Consider the following 22,921-nt stretch of genomic DNA (forward strand, 5'->3'; position numbering starts at 1 on the left):
GAAATGAGACGGTTTTTCAAGCGCGCCATCAACGACCTGAGGGAAAATCAATTTCTGGCCGCCATCACGGTCGTGACCATCGCCCTGTCGATCCTGATCGCTTCGGCATTTGCACTCTTTTTCATCAATGCCGGCGAGTTGCTGACCCAATGGCAAAAAGGCATCCGCATGATGGTCTATCTGAAGCCCGGTGTCACCGAAGCGGCCAGGCTGGACACCAAATTTCGAATTCAGGGGGTCGCCGGTGTCCAGGAGGCGACCTACATCTCCAAGGAAGAGGCCATGGAGCGGCTCAAGGGCCAGATGCCCCACCACTCCGCCCTGTTGGAAAACCTCAAAGAAAATCCCCTGCCGGACGCCTTCGAAGTGACCCTCGAGGCTGCCGCCCGCGACAGTGTGCAACTCCAGTTTCTTGCCGAACGGATTCAGGCCCTGGAACCCGTCGAGGAGGTGGAATATGGCCAGCAGTGGATCCAGCGATTCAGCAGCATCATCAACCTGTTCAGCATTGCCGGCTATGGCATCGGCGCCCTGTTTTTCATGGCCACCGTCTTCATCGTGGCCAACACGATCCGTCTGGTACTCTATTCCCGACGCGACGAGATTGAAATCATGCGACTGGTGGGTGCCACCGATCGTTTTATCAAGATCCCATTTTACCTGGAAGGCATGATCCAGGGGGCCCTGGGAACCACCATCGGGCTGGTCGCACTTTACATCGGCTATTTTTCCCTGAGCAGCCACTTCCAGCCCAGCCTGGCCAGCGGCCTGCTGACCCTGCGCTTTTTCCCTGTTCTGGTCTGTGTTTCGATCGTGGCCGGGGGCACCGTGGTGGGATGGATGGGCTGCTGGATCTCTCTGAAACAGTTTATGAAATGAATCGTCCTTTAGTTTATATCGCCATCGTCCTGATCGCCGGCCTGCTCGTCTGGACGGGCAACGCCCCGGCGGCCGAGGTGGGCACGATCCAAGTCTCGAACTTGAATGTGCGCTCTGGACCCGCAAAGGAGTATCGGATCGTCTTGCGCCTGGCCAAAGAGAGCCGGGTCAGGGTGTTGGGTCGCACAAGGGGGTGGCTAAAAATCGAACACGCCGGGCAGACCGGCTACATCCTTGAGGACGATCGTTACGTCCAGCTGACCACCATCGATGAATCGGCCGTAACGTCCCTCGCTGCGGACCAGCGCGTGGCTGCCGAAAAACGCGAGGCGTGGCAGCGTGAAGCCGACGATCTCCAGCACAAGCTGACGGCGTCGCGCAAACAACTCGACGCCGTCAGCCGCAAGGAGCAGGCGGTGATCGACGAGATCAACGCCTCCGCGCAGGCCCTGGATCGGCACCGCCGGGAGGTGCGCGCCACACGCCATGCCCTGGAACAACTCGAAACCAAGACGCAGGAAATCGAAAGGGACTACGCCGCCCTCGACGCGCGAATCGCCGCCGGCCGGGAATACGCGGCCCAGCGCTTGCGCGCGCTTTACAAACTCAATTGGATCGGCAGGGTGCAGCTGTTGGCCACGGCCCATTCATTCTACGACTTCGTTCAACGCAAGGCGTCCCTGGAACGGATCCTCAGCCAGGATGAAGCGGTGCTCGAACGGCTGCGTGCCGATCAGAGCGCCCTGGAACAACTGCTGGAACAGGTCAATGCCAAACGGGCCGAACAAAAGGCTTTGAGAATCGATCTGAACCAGCGTATCGCCGTGTTAAACGCCGAACAGGAAAAACGGACGACCCTTCTGGGAAACATCCGGGACCAAAAGGAGCTCGAACAGGCGGCCTTCAAGGCGCTTCGCCAGGCCGCCCTGGACCTGGACAGCACACTGGCCTCGTTCGAGCCGCCCCAGGGGGCCGACACGGCGCGACCGGCGCCCGACCGTCTTGGAATCCACCAACGGTTCGATCAATACAAGGGCTTGCTCAGTTGGCCGGTAAAGGGTAAGATCATTTCATTTTTCGGCCCTTACCGGGACGAAAAGGCCAATCTGGTCAATTTCCAGAGCGGCATCAATATCAGCGCCGAACGGGGAGAACCGATCCGGTCCGTTTCGGAGGGATACGTCATTTTCTCGAGCTGGTTCAAAGGGTTCGGCAACATGCTGATCATTGACCATGGCCACCATTACTATACGGTCTATGCCCATCTGGAGGAGGTCTTTAAGGTCAAGGGCGACCGTATTGACAAAGATGAAGTCATTGCCACGGTTGGCGATTCGGGTTCATTGAGCGGCCCGGCGCTCCATTTCGAAATCAGACACCATGGCAAACCAATCGATCCCCTGGAGTGGATCAACAAAGGATAGGAGATCCTCCAATGCTTGACTCCCGTAACACCTCCCGCTGGATATGGATCGGCATCGTCGTGTTGGCAGCCGCCCTCTTCCTGCCCGGGGCCTACCGCAATCTTGCCGCCGACCGCGAAGCGACCTACCAGGGTCTCAAGATATTTTCAGACGTGATTGACATCGTCGAAAAAAATTACGTGGACGAAGTCGACCAGAAAAAACTGATCGAAGATGCCATCCAAGGCATGGTGAGCAGCCTGGACCCGCACTCCTCCCTGCTGACCCCGGACGCTTTCAAGGAGTTGCAGATCGACACCCAGGGCGAATTTACCGGCATCGGAATTCACGTTACCATGCGAAACAACCTGGTCACCGTCATTTCCCCCATCGAGGGCACACCTGCCTACCGTGCCGGCATTAAGGCCGGAGATAAAATCATCAAGGTGGACGGCACGCCCACAGACAACCTGACCGATGCCGTCAAGCGCATGCGCGGTCCTAAAAATACCCCCGTGACCATCACCATTATCCGCGAGGGAGAACCCAAGGCACTGGATTTTAAACTCATCCGCGACGTGATCCCCATTCACAGCGTGAAATCGATCCTCCTGCAGCCGGGATATGGGTATGTCTGGATCACCCATTTCCGTGAGAACACCTACGATGACCTGACGGCCGCTCTCGAAAAACTGGAAGCCACCGACCCGCCGCTCAAGGGGCTGATCCTCGATCTGCGCGACAATCCCGGGGGTGTTCTCGGCCAGGCCATCGACATCTCGGACCTGTTCATCGACGAAGGCATTATCATGACCAGCAAGGGCCGCCTCCAGCGCCATACCAAGGTCTATCCAGCCACCCCGAGCAATCCGCCGCGCACCTATCCGATGGCGGTCCTGATCAACGGGGGGAGCGCCAGCGCCTCTGAAATCGTGGCCGGCGCCCTTCAGGACCACAAACGGGCGGTCGTCATCGGCACCACCTCCTTCGGCAAGGGCTCGGTGCAGTCCATCGAATCGCTCAGCGACGGTTACGCCTTGAAGCTGACCATTGCCCGCTATTACACCCCCAGCGGCCGCTCGATTCAGGCCAAGGGCGTGGAGCCGGACATCGTGGTGACGCACCGGATCATAGAGGAGCAACCCTCTGAAGCAGAACGCCTTTTCAAGGAAAAGGACCTGGCCAACCACCTGGATGCCGGTAAAGGCGAACAGGTCCCCGATGCCAAAAATGAAGAGACCGAAACGCCGACAGAGGACACGGCCAAAGCCCGCCTGAGCCCTTTGAGTCCGGAACAACTGGTCAAAGACAGCCAGGTACGCAGAGCTCTCGATATTCTGATCGGATACGATATTTTCAAGAAACTGGGCAATGGCTAAAAAGAGCACCAAGGCCAAACGACGTACGAAGCGTTCATCCAAAGGTCCGGATCTACCGCTCCAGCTCCTCAAAATCTTCAGCAGCCTCGCCGTGCTGGTGGTGGTGGTGTTGGCTGCCGGCGTGGTGGCCAAGTGGCTGATCGGAACAGCCCCGGAACAGCCGAGCGCCGCCGTCCAACCCCACGAGCGTCTGCCCGTACCGGAAGTGAAATCCCCCCAGTTACCGGTATACGAGGTGTTTCCCAAAGGCACACCTGCAGCCAAACCGCCCACCCGCCTGCCCCAGTTGCCGGGAGCCCGCCCCCCTCTGGTGGCTATCGTCATCGACGATATCGGCTATGACCGCCGAATCGCAGAACGATTTATGGCGATGGATGTGCCCATGACCTTTTCCATGTTGCCCTATGCACCGTTCGGTCGTGAGATCAACGAACAGGCACGCGCCCAGGGGCTTGAAATCATGCTCCATCTACCCATGGAACCCAATGAATACCCGGCCGTCAAGCCCGGTCCCGGCGCTTTGCTCTCGGAAATGAACCCCGATGAGCTGATCGCTCAGCTCAGGGCAAACCTCGATCAGGTCAAGGGAATAAAAGGTGTCAACAATCACATGGGATCCAAAATCTCCGCGTCCTCCGACCGCATGCGCCAGGTCTTCTCGATCCTGAAACAGCACGACCTTTACTATATCGACAGCCGCACCACCACCGAGACCGTTGCGAGACCTTCGGCCCAGCTGCTGCAACTGCCCTTTGCCGAACGGGACATCTTCATCGATCATATCGATGATCCGGCCTTCATCCGATCCCAACTTAAGCGTCTGATTCACCAGGCCCAGCAACAGGGGTACGCCGTGGGCATCGCACACCCCCATGCCAACACCTGTCAGGTGCTCGAGGAATTTTTACCCCGCTTCAAGGAAAGTGTCTCGCTGGTGCCGGCCTCCATGGTGGTGAGGCAGGCCATGATAGTGGAATCGCCTCAGGCAAATGCAATAAAATAGTGCCCACCCACAAATTTGCCTATTCGTGGATGGGCACTGATAAGATGATTAAACCCCTTGTACCGGCAGAGGCGCGGCGGCGGAAGCATCCACCTCTGCATAGAGACGGGTCAGCGCCTTGTTGAAAAACGGCGGTTGCGGCGTACTTTTCAGCTTTTCCGTAATTTTGCACAGCTCCTGACCGATATCCTGGGAACACCCATTTTCGGAACATCTCAACAGCCGAATCAAGGCATCACTGGCCAATATTCTAGCATCGTAGTAAAGGTTGTCGTCGGCAAGGATATTCAACACCTGACAAAACAAGGCCTCACACGGGGTTTGAATCTGAGCGGCACATTTGAGCGCCTCCTCTCGAAGCCGCCAGTTCCCCTTGTATCGAAGAATCCGTATCAAGCCGGACTGGCAATCCGATAGCCGGTTTTCTTGCGCCAGAAGTTCCAACTGATCCAGTACCGGCCCCCAATCGCGCAAATTGCCAAAGGGGTCTTTATCCATTATAGGCTCCTGTTTTTACAATTTTAGTCCACATACGCCTCATACTCGCCATACTTGTCCAATTGACGCTGTGTCAGTCGTCGATCCAGATCTGAAAAACTATTTTCAACGCTCACCTGTGGCCCGAACAAACGCCGTTCGAGGCTTTTGACCTTGCCTTCGGGGGTGATCACCATAATGGCCTGTTCATCGGGCTCATCGACCACAATAAAGTATTTACCCGAAGCGATATTTTTGACCAGTTCCATGGTTGCCGGCTCCCTGCCCGAAGTTTTCACAAATCATCCCAACATATTATGTGGGCCTGGCGAGTCACGAGGCCTCTGAAAAGTGATAAAACCGTAAAAATTGATTTTAAATATTTATCGGATCGACTTCTTGAAGAACATTGTATGCTGCCACCATAAAGCAATTGGAATGCCAATTCGGAGATTAAACATAACCACTTGATATCATTAATTTATTTTATTAAATGGGCTTGGAAGGCACCATGGCCCTGGGTCAAAATCGCCCGTAAAATATATTAATATGATGATAATATTCTGATAATAAAAACAAAAAATGAGCGGGCGATATCGCCCGGCAACGGGCGCCAATGGCACTCGGAATCAGATGGACATCTTACGGAAGAGGGCTCGCCGCGAAATACCCAACAATGCGGCGGCCTGGGTGCGATTGCCCCCGGATTGCTGTAGCGCCTGGTTGACGAGAAATTTTTCCAATTTTTGAACCGATTTCCGCAGGTCGAGGCCGATGGGCACAGGATCCATTTGGAGTTGGGGTCCAGGAGCCAAAAATTCTAAATGCCCCAGGGTGACATATCGCTGCAACACGTTGCGAAGTTCGCGCACATTGCCGGGCCAATCGTATTCCACCAGGAGATCCATAATGCGGCCGGGCACGCACGAGGGGTCGGGCAACGGTTTCATCTCATGCAAAAAGTGCTCGACCAGCAGCGGAATGTCCTCTTTGCGCTGGCGCAAAGGGGGCAACTCGATCTGCACCACCTGGATGCGGTAAAAAAAATCCTTGCGCATCAATCCAGCCTGCACCCTGTCGCCGAGAGCAGCGTTGGATGCAGATATGATACGAAAATCGCTGTTCTTTATCTCCGTACCGCCAATGGGCCTGTACCCGCTGCCTTCGATGGCCCGCAACAGCTTGGCTTGCATGTTAACCGTCAGCTCGCTGACCTCGTCCAGAAACAAGGTGCCGCCGTCGGCCAAATCCAGGTACCCCGGCGCGTCGGCATGCGCGCCCGTGAAGGCCCCCTTGCAGTGGCCAAAAAATTCGCGCTCGAACAAAGACTCCTGCATGGCCCCGCAATTGACCGCCACAAATCGCCCCCCACTCCTGGCGCAGTGCTCATGAACGGCCCGCGCCACCAGCTCCTTGCCGGATCCAGACTCGCCGAATATGGCCAAGCTTGCATCCGTGGCTGCTGCCTTGAGAATGAGTTCGTATACCGCCTGCATTGCCGGTGATCGCCCCAGAATACCGCCCAGACGATAGCGTTCTTTCAAAGAGGACCTCAGCACCCGGTTCTCATCGTCCAGGGCCTGGGCCTTGCGCTGGGCGGCCATTTGCTGCTCTTTCAGATCGGTGATGTCCTTGAATGTGGACAGCAGGGCCGGCCGGCCCCTGAAGCTGATCGGACTATGACACACTTGAATCCAGAGGGGCTTGTCGGCTCGCGACAAGGCATGGACCTCCTCCTCCCTGGATTCGACGATACGGTCCGCCCTGTCACCGTAGAACCGGGCGATCTCATTGCCGTTACCCAGGGGCGGTTGATGCACCAACCCTTCGCGCATGGCTTCGGCCGAGGGAATCTGGAACAGCTTGCAGAATGCCGGATTGACATAGCAGAATCGACTGTTTTGAACCAAGGCCACACCTTCCGCGACCTGCTCGGTCAACACCCGGTACCGCTCCTCGCTCTCCTTGAGCGCCTCCTCCGACTCCTTGAGCCACAGCACCTTGCTCAAGCGCTCGGCGATCGCTTTCAACAGGCGTTCCTCTTCTTCGAGAAAGGGGCTATCCCCTCTGCCCGGCGGCTCTTGGAGATAATAGACATCCACATCACCGACATGTCGCCCATTGAGGATGATCCGCGTATTCTGACGCCAGGAGGTGACCTTGAAATTTCGGGTGATATAATGGCGACCGTTCAAAATGATACGTGCGCAGGCATTCTCCGGGTATTGCCAGGCCGCCGGGATCAGTTCGACGGCTCGCTGCATGATCCAAGACAAAGAGACGTCCTGATTCTCGGAAAGATTGGAAATGCCGTACAGACAATTGAGCTCCTTGATACGCTCGGCCAGGGGGTTGGGGCGAGCCGCATCGCAAACGCATGGGTCGGCAGGTTGAGCCGGCTGCTCGGCGCGTTCCATCGGTACCTTGTCGGGTGAGGGTGTTGGCATAAGTTTGGATTCTCAGACAACCGCAGTGAAAAAAGAACAGGGATTCTAACTGAATGCTGTTCATTAAACCCGGCGTGGGTGGAGCAGGTGGCCGATGCCACACGCCAAGCGGTCAAGTGCCGGTAAAATGCACGGCGGGCGGCCCAGAAACTCGCTGCGCTCAAACAGTCTGGGCCGCTTGTCCGCCGTTTGCATTCAACCAGCACTATTGACCGCAGGCGTATGCGGCCCTGGCCGCCTGCTCCACCCACGCCTGCCATGCCCGTTCCGATGCGAATTTCTATATCCAAAAACTCTTGGAAAGCACACCCTTCAAGGTGAATCGCATTCAGTTAGAACCGCTGAAAACAGGCAACTCCAAAATAGGATCATCAGCCACTGCAGGGGTCAAGCAAAATCGTAACCACCATCCGTGATCTGAGCGGCCGCCTTTTCTTATGCACAAGAGTCACCACTGCTGCTCAATTTTTGAACAGCACCTCTTGATGCTGACCGACCGGGCGACGTGCGGCCCATTTCACGTTTTATGATCGAATGTCCGGAATGGGGTGTTGATATATCACCACCGGGTCTTCGGCAATCCTATGCGGCCGTCGCCGCTGCATCGAAAATTTATTATATAATCAATCTGTTAGATTTTCACTCCATTTATTCATGACTCGGCACGGCTTTTGCCCAGGGAAGGTTGTCTTGACCGGCGTGCCACGACGTTTCATCGACCGGCATTTAAAAAGTCGGATCGTGCGGCTCAACGCACCAAAAAAGGGGGACATTATGGATCGTGAATGGCTTTACATTTCTGAAAGAATCAACGAAGTCAGCCGGATTTGCAACCGGGAGCATCCTATCTACGAGCAGGTCAGCAACTTCAGTATCGCACTCTATGTTTTGGGCGTTCTGAAATGCCCGGACATCCTGTCGGCCGAAGAGATCGACGATGTGGAGGCCGCGGCCATTTTAAAGGAGCACTTCGTTCCCATCCAACGGGAGGATGTTCCCTCCAATTACAACATCCTCAAGTCCGAAGAGCGCTATCTGCTGGTCATCGGCGATCCGGCATTTCCCACCCACTTCGCCGTGGTGACCGACATGCACAGTCTGCAACCCTTCTTTTCCAAGCTGGAGCTCTACGGCAGCGGATTCGACAGCCTCGCCGAGCTGGAGAGCGAATTCCTGGGCAAGCAAGGCATCGCATACGATGATTTCACATTCTACAAGATGCGACAACCCAGTACCCTGAAAAAGGGCAAACCCACCAAAATTTATACCATCAGAGATGATGGCAAATACTCGGTATGGGAATATCAATCGGAGAAACACCAAAAGAAGGAGGCAACACAGTGTCGGTAATTCAAGATGTCATCGCACGCGTAGCACAGTTGGATGTTGAGCAGAAGGAATTTCAGCAGGCTGTCACAGAGGTTTTGGAGACACTGGAGCCGACCGCGCAACGTCATCCCGAATTTGTCAAAGCGGGAATTTATGATAGGATCGTAGAACCGGAACGAGCCGTGATCTTCAGGGTGCCCTGGATGGACGACAGGGGAAAGGTCCATGTCAACCGTGGCTACCGTGTGCAATTCAACAATGCCATCGGTCCATTTAAAGGGGGGTTGCGGTTTCACCCGTCCGTCAACTTGAGCATCATCAAGTTTCTCGGATTCGAACAGGTCTTTAAAAACGCGCTGACCACCCTGCCCATGGGGGGCGGCAAAGGCGGATCCGATTTCGATCCCAAGGGCAAATCCGACGCCGAAATCATGCGCTTCTGCCAGTCCTTCATGATGGAGCTGTTCCGGCACATCGGCGCCGAAACCGATGTGCCGGCCGGAGATATCGGTGTAGGCGGCCGGGAAATCGGTTACTTGTATGGCTACTATAAGAAGATTCGCAACGAGCACACCGGTGTGCTGACCGGCAAAGGGCTCGAATACGGCGGCAGCCTCATCCGGCCAGAGGCCACGGGATATGGCACAGCCTATTTTGCAGCCGAAATGCTGGCCACCCGGGGGATGGATTTCAAGGATAAGGTGGTGGCCATCAGCGGGGCCGGCAATGTCGCCCAATACGCCGTGGAAAAGGTGACCCAGCTGGGTGCCCGGGCCATTACGGTGTGCGATTCGAGCGCCACCGTGGTGGACGAAGCGGGCATCTCCACTGAAAAGTGCTGCTTCATTATGGACCTGAAGAACAATCGGCGGGGCCGCATCAAGGAGTACGCCGAAAAGTACAACACGGAGTGTTTTGAAGGTGAGAACGTGTGGGACGTGATCCGCAAGAAGGGCATCAAGGTGGACATCGCCCTGCCTTGTGCCACCCAGAACGAAATCAGCGGGGAAAATGCCGTGGCCCTGGTGGAAAACGGTTGCCGCTGCGTGGCCGAAGGGGCCAACATGCCCTCCACGCCCGAAGCGATCAAAGTATTTCAGGAAAGCAATATTCTTTACGGCCCAGGAAAAGCGGCCAACGCCGGCGGCGTGGCCACATCGGGTCTGGAGATGAGCCAGAACAGCCTCAAGATGTCGTGGACCCGTGAAGAGGTGGACCAGCGGCTGCTGATCATCATGAAAAGCATCCACAAGTCCTGCCTCGATGCCGCCGAGGCCTATGGCAAAAAAGGCGATTACGTGGCCGGCGCGAACACCGCCGGGTTCCTCAAAGTAGCCAAGGCTATGCTGGCTTACGGGATCGTTTAATCGTTCCATTTCATATTCGACACAAGACATGATGGGCGGCCTGTGCGATCGGGTCGCCCATCATGCGACGGCCGCACCTTCGCCGCTGCCGAAGGGATCATGATCCGATGGCATACTACGCCCACGTCAGCACCGGTTGGAAGAGCCTGGACAGCATCATCGATCACCTGCGCCGCGGCGATAACGTGGTGTGGCAGGTGGACGACATCGATGCCTACCGCAAACTGGTCTCCAATTTCGTCAACCATGCCATCGCCAACCAGGAGCGGGTGGTCTACATGCGTTTCGGGCGACATGGACCACTGCTCGAAGAGCGCCCCAACCTGCGCATCTACACGCTGAATGTGGCCGCCGGTTTCGAATCCTTCTCTTCGGAGGTGCACAGTATCATCACCCGGGAGGGCAAAGACATCTTCTATGTCTTCGACTCGCTCTCCGACCTGCTGCACGAGTGGGCCACCGATCTGATGATCGTCAATTTCTTCTTCGTCACATGCCCCTATCTTTTCGAATTGAATACCATCGCCTATTTCGCGATATTGAGGAACTGCCATTCGTTCAAGGCCATCGCCCGTATCCGGGAGACAACCCAGATCCTCATCGATGTTTACAGCTACCAACGCAAACTGGTCGTCCATCCGATCAAGATCCAGGACCGCTACTCGCCCACCATGTTTTTCCCGCACATCAAGGAGCGCGACCAGCTCGTGCCGGTGATCAACAGCGTGGAAGCCACCCAGTTGTTCTCCCATCTGCTGCGCGAGAAAGCCGTGGATGCCCAGCGGATTCTGGATTACTGGGACCGCATCTTCATGCAGGCCGAAAGCCTGGTGGCATCCCAGGCCACCCCCGCCGAAAAAATGGACAAGGTCGAGCAACTCAGCCGCCTGGTGCTGAGCCGCAACAAACGGGTGCTGGAGCTGATCCGCCGCTACATGTCCCTGGAAGATTTGCTGCAGATCAAGGAGCGGTTGATCGGCACGGGTTTTATCGGCGGAAAGGCTTTGGGCATGCTGCTGTCGCGCAATATCCTGATCCGCGACAACGGCTTGAACTGGCCACGCATTTTAGAGCACCACGATTCGTTTTATATCGGATCGGATGTCTTCTACTCCTACATCGTTCAGAACGGCTGGTGGAAGCTGTTCATGGCCCACAAGACCCGGGAGGGATACTTTTCCAAGGCCGCCGAGTTGAAAGAGAATATCCTCAGGGGCACCTTTCCGGAAAGCATCCGTGAACGGTTTCAGCTCATGCTCGAATACTTCGGCCAGTCCCCGATAATCGTGCGCTCCAGCAGCCTTCTGGAAGACGCGTTCGGCAGCGCCTTTGCCGGCAAGTACGACAGCTTCTTCTGCGTAAACCAGGCCTCTCCCGACGAACGCTACGAGAAATTCGAAGAGGCCATCAAACAAATCTACGCCAGCACGATGAACGAGGATGCCCTGGCCTACCGTCTCCAACGCGGCCTCGATCAAATGGACGAGCAGATGGCCATCCTCGTGCAGCGCGTTTCGGGCGCAAATCGCAAAAGCTACTTCTTTCCCGAAATGGCCGGCGTGGGTCTCTCCCACAATCCCTATGTCTGGAAAAAGAACATGGACCCGGCGGCCGGCATGCTGCGCATCGTCATGGGGCTCGGCACCCGGGCGGTCAACCGGGTCGAGGACGACTATCCGCGCATCGTGGCCATGGACGATCCGGTGGTCAAACCGCTGACCGGCATCTGGGACCTTAAGAAGTATTCCCAGCACTACGTGGATTACCTCAACCTGGAGGAAAACGAGCTGCAGACCACCGCCCTGCGGCAGCTGCTGGCCAAAGAACTCGAGATCCATCTGGAATCCATCGCGGTCCGGGATACCGAAACCCACCATTATGCCGGTGAAGGGGTGCGGCCCGACCAGGACCAGTGGATTTTGACCTTTGACCATTTTTTCACCCACACCGACTTCATCCCGACCATGGCCGCCATGCTCAAGCGGCTGGAAAAGGCCTATACTACGCCCGTGGAGGTGGAATTCACCGTGAATTACGATGCAGCGGAGGAGATCCAGATCAACCTGCTGCAGTGCCGCCCCTTCCAGACCATCGGCAACCATGGCCATGTGGCCCTGCCGGAAAAAGTTCCCGCCGAAAGAATCTTTATTAGAACAGAGGGCAACTTCATGGGGGGCAACGTGTCCCTGCCCATCGCGGCCATCATTTGGGTCGACCCGGCCGCCTACGCGGCTTTGGGCATGTCGGAAAAATACAGCGTGGCCCGGTTGATCGGTAGACTCAACCGCCAGGTGGCCGACCGCCGCACCCGTACCACCATGCTCATGGGACCGGGCCGGTGGGGCACGAAAACGCCGGCCATGGGCGTTCCGGTGAATTTTTCGGAAATCAACCACATCGACGTCCTGGTGGAAATCAGCTATCGGGCCGGCAGCCTGATTCCCGACCTCTCCTTCGGCACCCATTTTTTTCATGATCTGACCGAAGCCAACGTCTTTTATGCAGCCCTTTATCCGGAAAGGGCGGATGTCGTCTTCAATCCAGGATGGCTCGATGGCCGGCCGAATGCCCTGTCCCGGTTCGAATCCGGCCCTGAATGGATTGAAGAGGTCGTGAAGGTGTATTTGCTGGAAGAAAAAGAGCTGATCCTTCAGTCGGATGTTCAAACCCAGAAAATGATCTGCTATCGGATTTGATCCAGATGATGAAAATCCTCTTCGGACCGTCGAAGCGCGACGGTTTGGGGTTGATCTTATACGGCCCTTCCCATAATCGATAGAGACACGCACTCTAAAAAAGACCGTTGGCCCGATACGGGCGCGATGCTTAAAGGTTTATCCAGACCAGGAGCCCCTTTGGATTGAGGTTCATCGAAACCATACTCACGCTGAAAGCCAAACTGGTGTTCCTGTTTCTCACCCTGGCCATCGGCCCACTGATCGTCATCGGTGCCTTTTCCATCGACACCACCGAAGCGCTGATCAAGCGGCTGGTGCTGCGCCAGCTGGAAAATGTCGCGGCCGATAAAGCCGCGATCCTGGAAAGATGGCTGGACGAACGCAAACAGGATCTGCAAGTCATCGCCGGCACATCGATCCTCAAAAGTATGGATCCGACGGCCATCGTCCCCTACCTGGCGCTCATTCAAGAACACTACGGGGTTTACAGGAACATAACGGTCGTTTCCGCCGACGACGAGATGATCGTCAGCACCGAGGGCCCCTATTCCGCAATTGATTTTATCCGCAACCATTCCGGCGGCCGGGATGGGCTCTTCATGTCCAACATCAGCTACCTGTCCGAAGAAAAGGAATCCATTTTTTACATCGCCGCCCCGATTTTCCATCTGAATCGACGCCTCGGCATGGTCTACGGCACTGTCGGCACCCACAGCATCATCAACACCATTTTGCGTGTCTCTCTGGGCCAAACCGGCGAATGTTATCTCGTGGACAACGAAGGACGCTTTCTCGTCCACAAGGAGCCGCGTCGGATTTTGTCCGAAAACATCTCCCAATCGGCGAGCTTCAAAAACATCTTCGGAAACCGGGACCGCATTGACGACACCTATCTGGACTACCGCAACATCGAGGTGCTGGGCACCTCTCAGAAGGTGGGCGGCACAGACTGGTACATCGTCGTCGAGCAGGACCGCGAAGAGGCCTTCCAAAGTGTGGAAAAACTGAAAAACCAAGTCTATTTGACCCTTTTGCTGGCCGCCAGCAGCGCATTGTTACTGACCTGGGTGATTTCCTTCCACGTGGTGCGTCCGATCCGGGCGCTCAGCCGTTCGGCCCAGACCCTGGCCAATGCGGATGAAGATATCGGCGACATACCCGACGCCCGAACCAACCGCCAGGACGAAATCGGCCTCCTGTGCCGGGCGTTCACCGACATGGCGCTCAAGATCCGGGAGCGGCAGGACAACCTGGAACATCAGTTCAACCTCAAGGAGGCCGAACTGAAAGAGACCGGCCACACCCTCAAACAGTTCCAGCTCATCGCCGAACGATCGGAAAAGTTTGCCGCGCTGGGACGTCTGGGCGCCGCCGTGGCCCATGAAATCCGTACGCCCCTCACCTCGCTCAAGCTCTTCTTGGAGTCGGTCGAAGCCGAAATCGAAATTTCGCCTGAATACGCCGAAGATTTTACGGTGGCCATGGGACAAATCGCACGCATTGAAGCGGCCATCAACCGTCTACTCGAATTTACCAAGCCCAAGGATATGTTCTTTACGCGACTCGACGTCGGGCGCTTGATCACCGACGTGGTATCGATCATCAAGCCGCTGGCCAACAAACAGGAGTGTACGATTAAGATTGATGTCGAGGAGGCGTTGCCCCCTATTGACGCGGACCAGAAGTTGCTCGAAGAGGCCCTGATCAACCTGTTCATCAACGCCCTGGAGGCCATGCCCGATCACGGCCGCATTGCCGTATCGGCGGCACGGGACACCTTCGAAGCGGAAGGGGGCTTGCGTTCCTGTATCCGAATCGATATCTCGGATTCGGGCCAGGGGATTGCCGATCAACAGCTCGACCTGATTTTCGATCCGTTTTTCACCACCAAAGCGGCAGGAACCGGCCTGGGACTCCCTATGGTCCTCAATACCATCAAGCGTCATGGCGGTGAAATCCGGGTCTGCAACCAGGTCGGCGGTACCGTGTTTTCACTGTTTTTACCCATCACCGCCCCAACACCGGAAGCCTATGGAAAAGATTCTGCTCATTGACGACGACGAAGGCCTGAATCACTTTTTAAGCCGCTTTTTCAAGCGCAAGGGGTATGATGTCACCAGTTGCCTGAACGGCCGCACGGCGCTGGAAACCATCGCCAGGGAACCCTTCGATCTGATTCTGCTGGACTACAAGATGCCCGGACAAAACGGCCTGGACATCTTGAAGGAGATTAAGAGCGCCCAGGTAAAAACGCCGGTCGTGATCATGACCGCCTATGGCAACACGGATACGGCCATCGAGGCCATGAAGCGGGGGGCCTACGACTACTTGAACAAACCGTTCGAGCGAGACGAACTCAGCCGCATCGTAGCCGAGGCACTGGAACTCAACCGGCAGATGAAAGAGGTGGTCTGCCTGCCCGATCCGGCCACCGCCGATGCATCCAGTGCCCCAAAAGGCGCCTTGAGAATTGTGGGCCGCAGCAGGACCATGCAGGCGGTTTACAAAATCATCGGCCAGATCGCAGAAAAGGATGTTTCCGTGCTGATCAGCGGGGAGAGCGGTACGGGCAAGGAACTGGTCGCCCGAGCGATTTACCATCACAGCCGGCGAAAAGACAACCCCTTCATGGCCATCAATTGCGCGGCGATCCCCGAACATCTCTTTGAGAGCGAGCTCTTCGGCTATGAACCCGGCGCCTTCACCGGGGCTCAACGCACCAAGATCGGCAAGATCGAACGATGTGACGGCGGCACCTGCTTCCTGGACGAAATCGGCGACATGTCCATGGCCCTGCAGGCCAAACTGCTGCGCGTGCTGCAGGAAGGCGAATTCGAAAGGGTCGGCGGCAAGGAGACCCTCAAGGTGGATGCCCGCATCATTGCAGCCACCAACAAGGAACTGGCCCAGGAGGTCCAAAACGGCCGTTTCCGCGAAGATCTGTACTGGCGATTGAAGGTGATCACCATCCACCTGCCCCCTTTGCGAAAACGCATGGAGGATATCGCGGAATTGGTGGATTGCTTTGTCCTTCGGTTCAGCCGGGAATATGCCAAACCCATCCGGCTCGTATCCGAAGAGGTCCTGGAGCTGTTCCGCGCCTATCCGTGGCCGGGCAACGTGCGCGAACTGGAAAACTGCATCCGGCGGGCCGTGATTCTGTGCGCCGGCGACATTATCACCGAAGATCATATCGAATTGCAGGCATTTCCCCAAGCCCACTCGGCGCAAATCGCCGATCGCGACCAACTGATGGCGCGCCTGAAGGAGAAGCTGCAGGACGTGTTGCCGGATATCCTTCGCCTGTCGGAAGAAGGGGTCCATGCCAACGTCATCGATATGGTGGAAGAAACGATCATTTTGAAAGCCCTGGAAGCATGCGGCAACAACCAGGTCCGGGCGGCCCGAATGCTGGGCATCAGCCGCAACACGCTGCGTCACCGCCTCAAAAAATATCAGCGAAAAGACTCCCGCCAGGCCTAACCCTTAGACCATACGGCATTTAGGACCAACCCATAGGATCGAACTTCAGATATGCCCGCCGAGCATTTTACCGTCACTTGACCGCTTGGCGTGTGGCATCGGACATCTGCTCCAGCCACGCCGGGTCTAATGAATAACAGTCAGATAGAATCGCTGACAGCGCCGATACCCGGTTGACAATCGCGTTTTTTCACCCATTATTAAGACGAATTTCCGGATCAAGATCATTTCATGAAAGGAGTCGAAGAGGAGTCGGTATGGAAAGCAAACGACAGACCCACCAGTTCAAGACCGAAGTTCGTCAGGTTCTCAACCTCATCATCAATTCCCTCTATTCCAACAAGGAGATCTTCCTGCGGGAACTGATCTCCAACGCATCGGATGCCATCGACAAGCTGCGCTTCAAGTCCCAGACCGAGCTGGAGCTGCTGGCCGACGACGCCGAATTCAAAATCAAAATCAAGACCGATGGCATCGCCCGGACTCTCGAGGTCAGCGACAACGGCATCGGCATGACCTTTGACGAGGTCATGGAGAACATCGGCACCATCGCCAAGAGCGGAACGGCTGGTTTCATGGAGATGCTCAAGCAGGCCCAGAGCGCCGAAATGCTCACCCCCGAGCTCATCGGCCAATTCGGCGTCGGTTTCTACAGCGCCTTTATGGTGGCCGAAAAAATCACCTTGGTCACCCGCGCGGCCGGCGCGCCAAAAGATCAGGCCGTGCGCTGGGAGTCCAGCGGCGACGGCAGTTTCGATATCGAGGCCACCGAAAAGGACAAGCGCGGCACCACCATCACCTTGCACCTGAAGCAGGCGGACAAGGATGAGCCCGATTTTACCGATCAGTGGCAGATCCGCAGGATCATCAAGCAGCACTCCGATTACGTCGCCTACCCCATCGTGATGGACGTGGAAAAAGAGGTGCCCCTGCCCGACGAGGCGATCATCAAGGACAAGGACGGCAAGCCCATCGGCGAGACCAAACGGCGCGTGGTCGAAGAAGAGACCATCAACTCCATGAAGGCCATCTGGGCCCAACCCAAGGACGAGGTCGACGACAAGACCCACGAGGAGTTCTACAAGCACCTGGCCCACGACTGGAACCCGCCCCTGGCCCGGCTGCATATGAAGCTCGAAGGCACCACCGAGTACGACATGCTGCTTTACATCCCCTCAAAGGCGCCTTTCGACCTTTTTCAGCCCGAACGCAAACACGGTGTTCAGCTCTACTGCAAGCGGGTCTTCATCATGGACGACTGTAAGGAACTGGTGCCCGAATACCTGCGTTTCGTGAAAGGGGTGGTGGACGCCCCGGATCTGAACCTCAACGTGAGCCGCGAGATCCTGCAGCAGGACCGGCTGGTGATGAATATCCGCAACAATCTGGTCAAGAAGGTACTGGACCTGCTCACCGACATGTCGGCCGAGGACTATGAAAAATTTTACGAGGAGTTCGGCGCCGTTCTCAAGGAAGGCATTTATACCGACACCAACAAACGGAATACAATCGCATCGCTGGCGAGGTACAAGACCACCCGGTCCGAAGGCAAGTGGGTCTCCCTCGACGAATATATCAAGCGGATGCAGCCCGACCAGAAAGAGATCTACTACATCACCGGCGACGACCTCAACGCGTTGATCAACAGCCCGTTGCTGGAAAAGCTCAAGGACAAATCCTACGAAGTGCTGCTCATGGCCGATCCGGTGGACGAGTGGGCCATGCAGGCCCTGACCGAATATGACGGCAAGCCGTTCAAAAGCGCGGAAAAGGGTGATCTGGCGCTGGACAAGGTCGAAGAGGCCAAAAAGGAGGAGTTCAAGGCCCTCTTCGGTTTCATCAAGGGCCAGCTCGAAGCCAAGGTCAAAGAGGTCAAGGCCTCGGACCGCCTCAAGGAGTCGGTGGCCTGCCTCTCCGGCGAAGACTACGACATGAGCGCCTACATGGAGAAACTGATGCGCGCGGCCGGGCAGAAGCCGCCGGAGGTCAAACGGGTGCTGGAACTCAACATGGACCATCCGGTAATGGCCAAGATCAAAGCCGTGTATGAAAACGACCGCGACAATGCCGTATTGAAAGATTATAGTCAGATGCTCTACGACCTGGCCGTCATCGCCGAAGGCGGCAAACTCGACGACCCGGGCCGATTCTCGCGCCTGGTGAGTACGGTGATGAGCCAGGCTATAGACTAAGCAATTATTTTTTAATGTAAAAGCCGGCGCTGGGGAATGGGCAGCGCCGGCTTTTACGTTTGACAAAACCCGATACCCTTTATACATGAAACATCGAACGCAAACGGAACCCGACACCCATTCTTGCCGCTTGACCCGGTGCAAAAAGGCCAACCGTGCAGAGTGTTCACGGCCACCGGTGTCGGACGGATGATGCATTGTTCTGAACAGTGAATTAAAGCCCAATGCCCTTTTTCGATCAACCGTACACGCTTTTGCTGCTGGCAGCGGTAGGTATTTCGACGATTCTCGCCATTGCGGCGCTTAAAAACCGCCCGACCTTGGGCAATCACGCCTTTGGGGCCCTCATGGTGTCCGTGGCCATGTGGGCCTTATTGACGATCTTCGAAGTCGCCTCGTATGATCATCAAACTAAAGTATTCAGCGGGGACCTGAAGTATCTCTTCATTGCCATCGTCCCGGTGGCATGGTTCATCTTCAGCCTCTATTATGCCAATCGGATCCGCGCCCTGAAATTGGGACACCTGTTCTGGCTGGCCGCAATTCCGTTGGTGACCGTGGTATTGGTGGCCACCAACGGGCTTCATCATCTGATGTTTCAGAGTATGACCTCCTTTCGCGACGGTGATTTTTATCTCATTTCACGAAAATTCGGCATCTGGTTCTGGATTCACACCGCCTATTCCTATGCATTGCTGTTCATGGGATTTGCCTTCATCGCCAAATCCCTGATGGATGCCCAACGCATTTACCGCAGCCAGGTCATTTCGCTGTTGATTGCGGCCGGTGCACCCTGGCTGTGCAACGTCCTGTTCCTCACCGGAGCCCATCCTTTCCCCCGTCTCGACCTGACCCCCTTTGCCTTCAGCATCAGCGGTCTGGCCATCATGTGGGGCATCATCCGCTATCGACTGCTCGATATCGTTCCCATTGCACGCGATTTTGTCATTCAGAACATGCGGGACGGCGTTATCGTCATCGATACCCATCGTCGTGTTCTCGATATGAATTCAGCCGCCGCGCAACTGGCCGAAGTGCGGCAAGCCGATGTCATCGGTCGGGATGTGGACCAGATCATCTCCTGGTTACCTGAAATGACCCTGCCCAGCGATCCACAAAAATCGGGACCGCCGGCCACTGTTTCGATCCAATACAACGGGGTACGGCGGTTCCTCGAGGTCGACGCATCGATGTTGCGCGAAAACGAAAAACTAACCGGTCACCTGGTGATCCTCAGGGACATCACGGAGGCCATGGCCGCCCAGGAGGCACTGCGCCGCAGCGAAGAGCGCTTTAAATCGCTCAGCGAAAATGCGCCGGTCATCATCGTCATCCTCGACGTCGCCGGGATCATCACCTACGTCAATCCCACATGGGAAAAAATCCTGGGCCATGCCAAGGATGCCGTTGAAGGCCGCCCTTTCACCGATTTTATCAACGATGAGGAGCGTCGGCGCTGCAACCAGATCTACCAGCGCCTGATGAGCGGCAAGCAAACCATGGCGGAAAGCAGTGTACGGGTTCAGAGCGAATCCGGGGAAATGCACATTTTCGACTTCACGGCATCGGTCAACTCCGATCAGGAGGGGCGCATCACCGGCTTCATCGGTATTGCCAAGGACACCACCGAAGAAACCCGCCTGCAATCCCAGTTGATGCAGTCGCAGAAAATGGAGGCGATCGGCACCCTGGCCGGCGGCATCGCCCACGATTTCAACAACATTCTTATGGGCATGCAGGCCAACGTCTCGCTGCTGCGGATAGAAGCCGGCAACGACGCCCTGGCACGCGAGAAACTCAGGCGGATCGAGGACCAGATCCAATCCGGCGCCTCGCTCACCCGCCAACTGCTCGGATATGCCCGCAAGGGACAGTCGGTCATTCGTCCCGTCGATTTACATCAGTTGATCGAGGATACCCTGAACGTGGTTCAGCGGACCAACAAGAAAATCCGTATTCATCGTCATCTGGAGGCACGACCGCCGATCTTGAATGCCGACCAGGGGCAGATGGAGGTGGTGCTTCTCAATCTCTTCATCAACGCCGTGGATGCCATGCCCAACAGCGGAGAGTTGACCGTCGCCACCCGCAGGCTCCTGGACGAGGAGTTGAAGGAGCAGTGGGGCGAACTGAGCCCAGGGCCCTATATCGAAATCAGGATCGCCGATACGGGTATCGGCATGGATGAAACCACGATCAAACGCATATTCGAGCCATTTTTCACCACCAAGGAGATTGGACGCGGTACCGGACTGGGCCTGGCCTCGGTCTACGGTGTCGTCAAGAGCCATCACGGCCACATCCGGGTTGCTTCCGGCCTGGGTGAAGGCGCCACTTTTCTGCTGCTTTTTCCGGCCGCCGGCGACGCGTTACCCAAACCCAGGGAAAAGACGCCCGTACCGCTCATCGGCAGCAACGGCAGAAACGTCCTGGTGGTGGACGATGAGGCGGTGATTCTGGAATATGTCGGTGAATTGGTCGAAGGCCTTGGATTCAAGGCCCTCCTCTCCACGAGCGGTCAAGAGGCGATACGCATCTATGAAGCCAGGTCCGATGTCATCGATGTGGTCATTCTGGATATGATCATGCCCGAAATGGATGGATATGAAGTGTTCACGGCCCTCTCTGCCTTGAACCCAAACCTTAAGGTGATCATTGCCAGTGGTTCAGAAATGGACGATCGCTCCAAAAAAATCCTGGAACAGGGGCGGCACTTTTTTCTCAAGAAGCCGTTTACCCTCGATGAAATGGTCTCGGCCTTCGCCTGCGTCCTCGGTGTGCCCCCCACCTGTGCGGCGCCCGAAAACCCCATGGTGCATGGCGACCGCCCGAACCCGCACTAATCTAATCCTCCTGGCCTCCCCCATCCAATCCCGACTTCGTTAAGATGGCCTTGGCCGGCATCAATCCTGTGGCGGCGGCCGAAACGATATTGCCGGCCACGCCCGGTCCATCGCCGGCGACATAGAGTCCGTGAACCTTGGTTTCCAGATGCGCATCGGTCTCCACCTGGGTGGCGAAAAACTTGATTTCGGGAGCGTATAACAAGGTTTCGTCGTTGGAAACGCCGGCGACCACCCGGTTGAGCTGTTCCAGGCCTTCGATGAGGTTGGTCAGTATCCGTTCGGGCAGGGCCATGGCAATGTCCCCGCAAACCACATTGGTCAGAGTCGGACGGATATAACCCTTTTCGATACGATGCCAGGTGCTGCGGCGACCGCGCTTCAGATCCCCGAAGCGCTGCAGGATCGGTCGACCGCCGCCGATGAGCGTCGCCAACTGCCCGATCGCCTCACCGTAAGCCTGATTGTCGGTCACCGGCTCGGTGAGCACCACCTTGGACAAAAAAGCAAAATTGGTGTTTTCCGACTTACGCTCCTGATAGGCATGGCCGTTGACGCAAACAAAGCGGCTGTAGTTTTCCAGGGCCACGTAACCGCCCTGATTGGTGCAAAAGGTACGGGTCTGGTCGTCGTACTTGGCCGTTTGGATGAAAAAGGTCGGATCGTAAATGATTTCGCACAGATCATGCAGAATATCGTTGTGCACTTCCACCCTGACACCCACCTCGATACCGCGCTGCTGAACCCCCAGGTCGAATTGGGCGGCCACCCGCCCCATCCAATCGGCCCCGGCGCGACCGGGCGCCAGAATGACATATGGGGCATGGTAGGCCTTGCGTTGGGTCGCGATACCGACGACCCGCCCGTGGTCCACCTGTATCTCGCGCACCTCCTCGGAGCTGTGAATCACCACCCCCCTGGCGCGCAGGTGATCCACCATGCCGGCGATATGCGCGGGCAAGCGGTCACTGCCCAGGTGCTTCTGCTTGATGATCATCAGATCGATGCCGAAGCGCTTGGCGGCCTTGCGGATCTGCTGGGCCGCGGCCATATCCGTGGGAAAGACGGGGCCGTCCATGCCGAACCGGTTGAAGATCGTTTCGGTCTCCCCGATCAACGTTTGGGCCGCCGACCGGCTCATGAACTGGGTCAGGTCGGTCTTGCCCAGCTTTTCGATGTAATTGAGCTTGCCATCCGAAAAGAGTCCGGCCCCGCCAAGACCGCACAGAACATTGCATGGCTTGCAGTGGCGGCACTCTCCTGTCGTCTTCATCGGGCATTGGCGCCGTTCCGGCGGTTTGCCCTTATCCACCATGAGCACCTTCAAATCCGAGTGCTCGCACAGCCAATAGGCGGCAAACAGACCGGCCGGCCCCGCTCCGACAATGATCACATCGAATCGGGATGTCTGTGACGAATCCGCAGAGGGCAAGTGGCGCTC

The 22,921-nt window shown here is 56.5% G+C and carries 15 protein-coding genes; 11 read left to right on the forward strand and 4 right to left on the reverse strand.

Annotated elements, in window-relative coordinates; translation table 11 throughout:
• Positions 1–3 precede the first annotated feature (3 nt).
• From ftsX to DFT_RS21875, 4 genes are read left to right on the forward strand one after another with little or no spacing between them, the layout of a single operon-like run.
• The gene (gene ftsX, locus DFT_RS21860) at positions 4–879 is read left to right on the forward strand and encodes a permease-like cell division protein FtsX (protein ID WP_054033351.1); all 876 of its coding nucleotides are present in this window, start codon (positions 4–6) and stop codon (positions 877–879) included.
• Entirely contained in the window at positions 876–2,303 is a 1,428-nt protein-coding gene (locus tag DFT_RS21865) for a peptidoglycan DD-metalloendopeptidase family protein (protein WP_054033352.1), read from the forward strand. The genes ftsX and DFT_RS21865 overlap by 4 nt, the downstream gene beginning before the upstream one ends.
• Positions 2,304–2,314: 11 nt before the next feature.
• Positions 2,315–3,661 (forward strand): S41 family peptidase, encoded by a 1,347-nt coding sequence (locus tag DFT_RS21870; protein WP_054033353.1) that lies wholly within the window; start codon positions 2,315–2,317, stop codon positions 3,659–3,661.
• A complete protein-coding gene (locus tag DFT_RS21875) occupies positions 3,654–4,664 on the forward strand; it encodes a divergent polysaccharide deacetylase family protein (RefSeq protein WP_054033354.1) in 1,011 nt (336 codons plus the stop codon). The genes DFT_RS21870 and DFT_RS21875 overlap by 8 nt, the downstream gene beginning before the upstream one ends.
• 48 nt (positions 4,665–4,712) lie before the next feature.
• Here DFT_RS21875 and DFT_RS21880 read toward each other — a convergent pair whose 3' ends face one another.
• From DFT_RS21880 to DFT_RS21890, 3 genes are all read right to left on the reverse strand, one after another.
• Positions 4,713–5,162: a hypothetical protein gene (locus tag DFT_RS21880; protein WP_054033355.1), complete on the reverse strand. Its 450-nt coding sequence runs from the start codon at positions 5,160–5,162 to the stop codon at positions 4,713–4,715.
• 23 nt (positions 5,163–5,185) lie between these two features.
• Positions 5,186–5,410, reverse strand: coding sequence for a hypothetical protein (locus DFT_RS21885; RefSeq protein WP_054033356.1), 225 nt, complete (start codon positions 5,408–5,410; stop codon positions 5,186–5,188).
• 360 nt (positions 5,411–5,770) lie between these two features.
• On the reverse strand, positions 5,771–7,588 hold the full coding sequence (locus DFT_RS21890; protein WP_083453703.1) for a sigma-54 interaction domain-containing protein: 1,818 nt from the start codon (positions 7,586–7,588) through the stop codon (positions 5,771–5,773).
• Between the two features lie 774 nt (positions 7,589–8,362).
• Here DFT_RS21890 and DFT_RS21895 point away from each other — a divergent pair.
• The 7 genes from DFT_RS21895 (at position 8,363) to DFT_RS21925 (ending at position 21,480) form a co-directional block, all read left to right on the forward strand.
• The gene (locus DFT_RS21895; protein ID WP_054033358.1) at positions 8,363–8,938 is read left to right on the forward strand and encodes a hypothetical protein; all 576 of its coding nucleotides are present in this window, start codon (positions 8,363–8,365) and stop codon (positions 8,936–8,938) included.
• A complete protein-coding gene (gdhA, locus tag DFT_RS21900) occupies positions 8,938–10,284 on the forward strand; it encodes an NADP-specific glutamate dehydrogenase (RefSeq protein ID WP_439950922.1) in 1,347 nt (448 codons plus the stop codon). The genes DFT_RS21895 and gdhA overlap by 1 nt, the downstream gene beginning before the upstream one ends.
• 107 nt (positions 10,285–10,391) lie before the next feature.
• Positions 10,392–12,980 (forward strand): PEP/pyruvate-binding domain-containing protein, encoded by a 2,589-nt coding sequence (locus tag DFT_RS21905; RefSeq protein ID WP_054033360.1) that lies wholly within the window; start codon positions 10,392–10,394, stop codon positions 12,978–12,980.
• Positions 12,981–13,144: 164 nt separating this feature from the next.
• A complete protein-coding gene (locus tag DFT_RS21910) occupies positions 13,145–15,016 on the forward strand; it encodes a sensor histidine kinase (protein ID WP_054033361.1) in 1,872 nt (623 codons plus the stop codon).
• Positions 14,994–16,445: a sigma-54-dependent transcriptional regulator gene (locus DFT_RS21915; protein ID WP_054033362.1), complete on the forward strand. Its 1,452-nt coding sequence runs from the start codon at positions 14,994–14,996 to the stop codon at positions 16,443–16,445. The genes DFT_RS21910 and DFT_RS21915 overlap by 23 nt, the downstream gene beginning before the upstream one ends.
• A gap of 257 nt (positions 16,446–16,702) precedes the next feature.
• Positions 16,703–18,637, forward strand: a complete 1,935-nt coding sequence (gene htpG / locus DFT_RS21920; RefSeq protein ID WP_054033363.1) for a molecular chaperone HtpG — start codon at positions 16,703–16,705, stop codon at positions 18,635–18,637.
• 224 nt (positions 18,638–18,861) lie between these two features.
• The gene (locus tag DFT_RS21925; RefSeq protein WP_054033364.1) at positions 18,862–21,480 is read left to right on the forward strand and encodes a histidine kinase N-terminal 7TM domain-containing protein; all 2,619 of its coding nucleotides are present in this window, start codon (positions 18,862–18,864) and stop codon (positions 21,478–21,480) included.
• A 1-nt stretch (position 21,481) separates the two neighbouring features.
• On the opposite strand, the gene DFT_RS21930 is transcribed toward DFT_RS21925, so the two are convergent.
• The gene (locus DFT_RS21930) at positions 21,482–22,912 is read right to left on the reverse strand and encodes an NAD(P)/FAD-dependent oxidoreductase (protein ID WP_054033365.1); all 1,431 of its coding nucleotides are present in this window, start codon (positions 22,910–22,912) and stop codon (positions 21,482–21,484) included.
• Positions 22,913–22,921: the final 9 nt, after the last annotated feature.

The organism is Desulfatitalea tepidiphila (genome assembly GCF_001293685.1).
GTDB classification, from domain to species: domain Bacteria; phylum Desulfobacterota; class Desulfobacteria; order Desulfobacterales; family Desulfosarcinaceae; genus Desulfatitalea; species Desulfatitalea tepidiphila.

What these genes read in the sequence shown, in the direction of transcription:
- ftsX (WP_054033351.1), top strand. Translation starts at nt 4, where the DNA reads ATGAGACGGTTTTTCAAGCGCGCCATCAACGACCTGAGGGAAAATCAA.
- DFT_RS21865 (WP_054033352.1), top strand. Translation starts at nt 876, where the DNA reads ATGAATCGTCCTTTAGTTTATATCGCCATCGTCCTGATCGCCGGCCTG.
- DFT_RS21870 (WP_054033353.1), top strand. Translation starts at nt 2,315, where the DNA reads ATGCTTGACTCCCGTAACACCTCCCGCTGGATATGGATCGGCATCGTC.
- DFT_RS21875 (WP_054033354.1), top strand. Translation starts at nt 3,654, where the DNA reads ATGGCTAAAAAGAGCACCAAGGCCAAACGACGTACGAAGCGTTCATCC.
- DFT_RS21880 (WP_054033355.1), bottom strand. Translation starts at nt 5,162, where the DNA reads ATGGATAAAGACCCCTTTGGCAATTTGCGCGATTGGGGGCCGGTACTG.
- DFT_RS21885 (WP_054033356.1), bottom strand. Translation starts at nt 5,410, where the DNA reads ATGGAACTGGTCAAAAATATCGCTTCGGGTAAATACTTTATTGTGGTC.
- DFT_RS21890 (WP_083453703.1), bottom strand. Translation starts at nt 7,588, where the DNA reads ATGCCAACACCCTCACCCGACAAGGTACCGATGGAACGCGCCGAGCAG.
- DFT_RS21895 (WP_054033358.1), top strand. Translation starts at nt 8,363, where the DNA reads ATGGATCGTGAATGGCTTTACATTTCTGAAAGAATCAACGAAGTCAGC.
- DFT_RS21905 (WP_054033360.1), top strand. Translation starts at nt 10,392, where the DNA reads ATGGCATACTACGCCCACGTCAGCACCGGTTGGAAGAGCCTGGACAGC.
- DFT_RS21915 (WP_054033362.1), top strand. Translation starts at nt 14,994, where the DNA reads ATGGAAAAGATTCTGCTCATTGACGACGACGAAGGCCTGAATCACTTT.
- htpG (WP_054033363.1), top strand. Translation starts at nt 16,703, where the DNA reads ATGGAAAGCAAACGACAGACCCACCAGTTCAAGACCGAAGTTCGTCAG.
- DFT_RS21925 (WP_054033364.1), top strand. Translation starts at nt 18,862, where the DNA reads ATGCCCTTTTTCGATCAACCGTACACGCTTTTGCTGCTGGCAGCGGTA.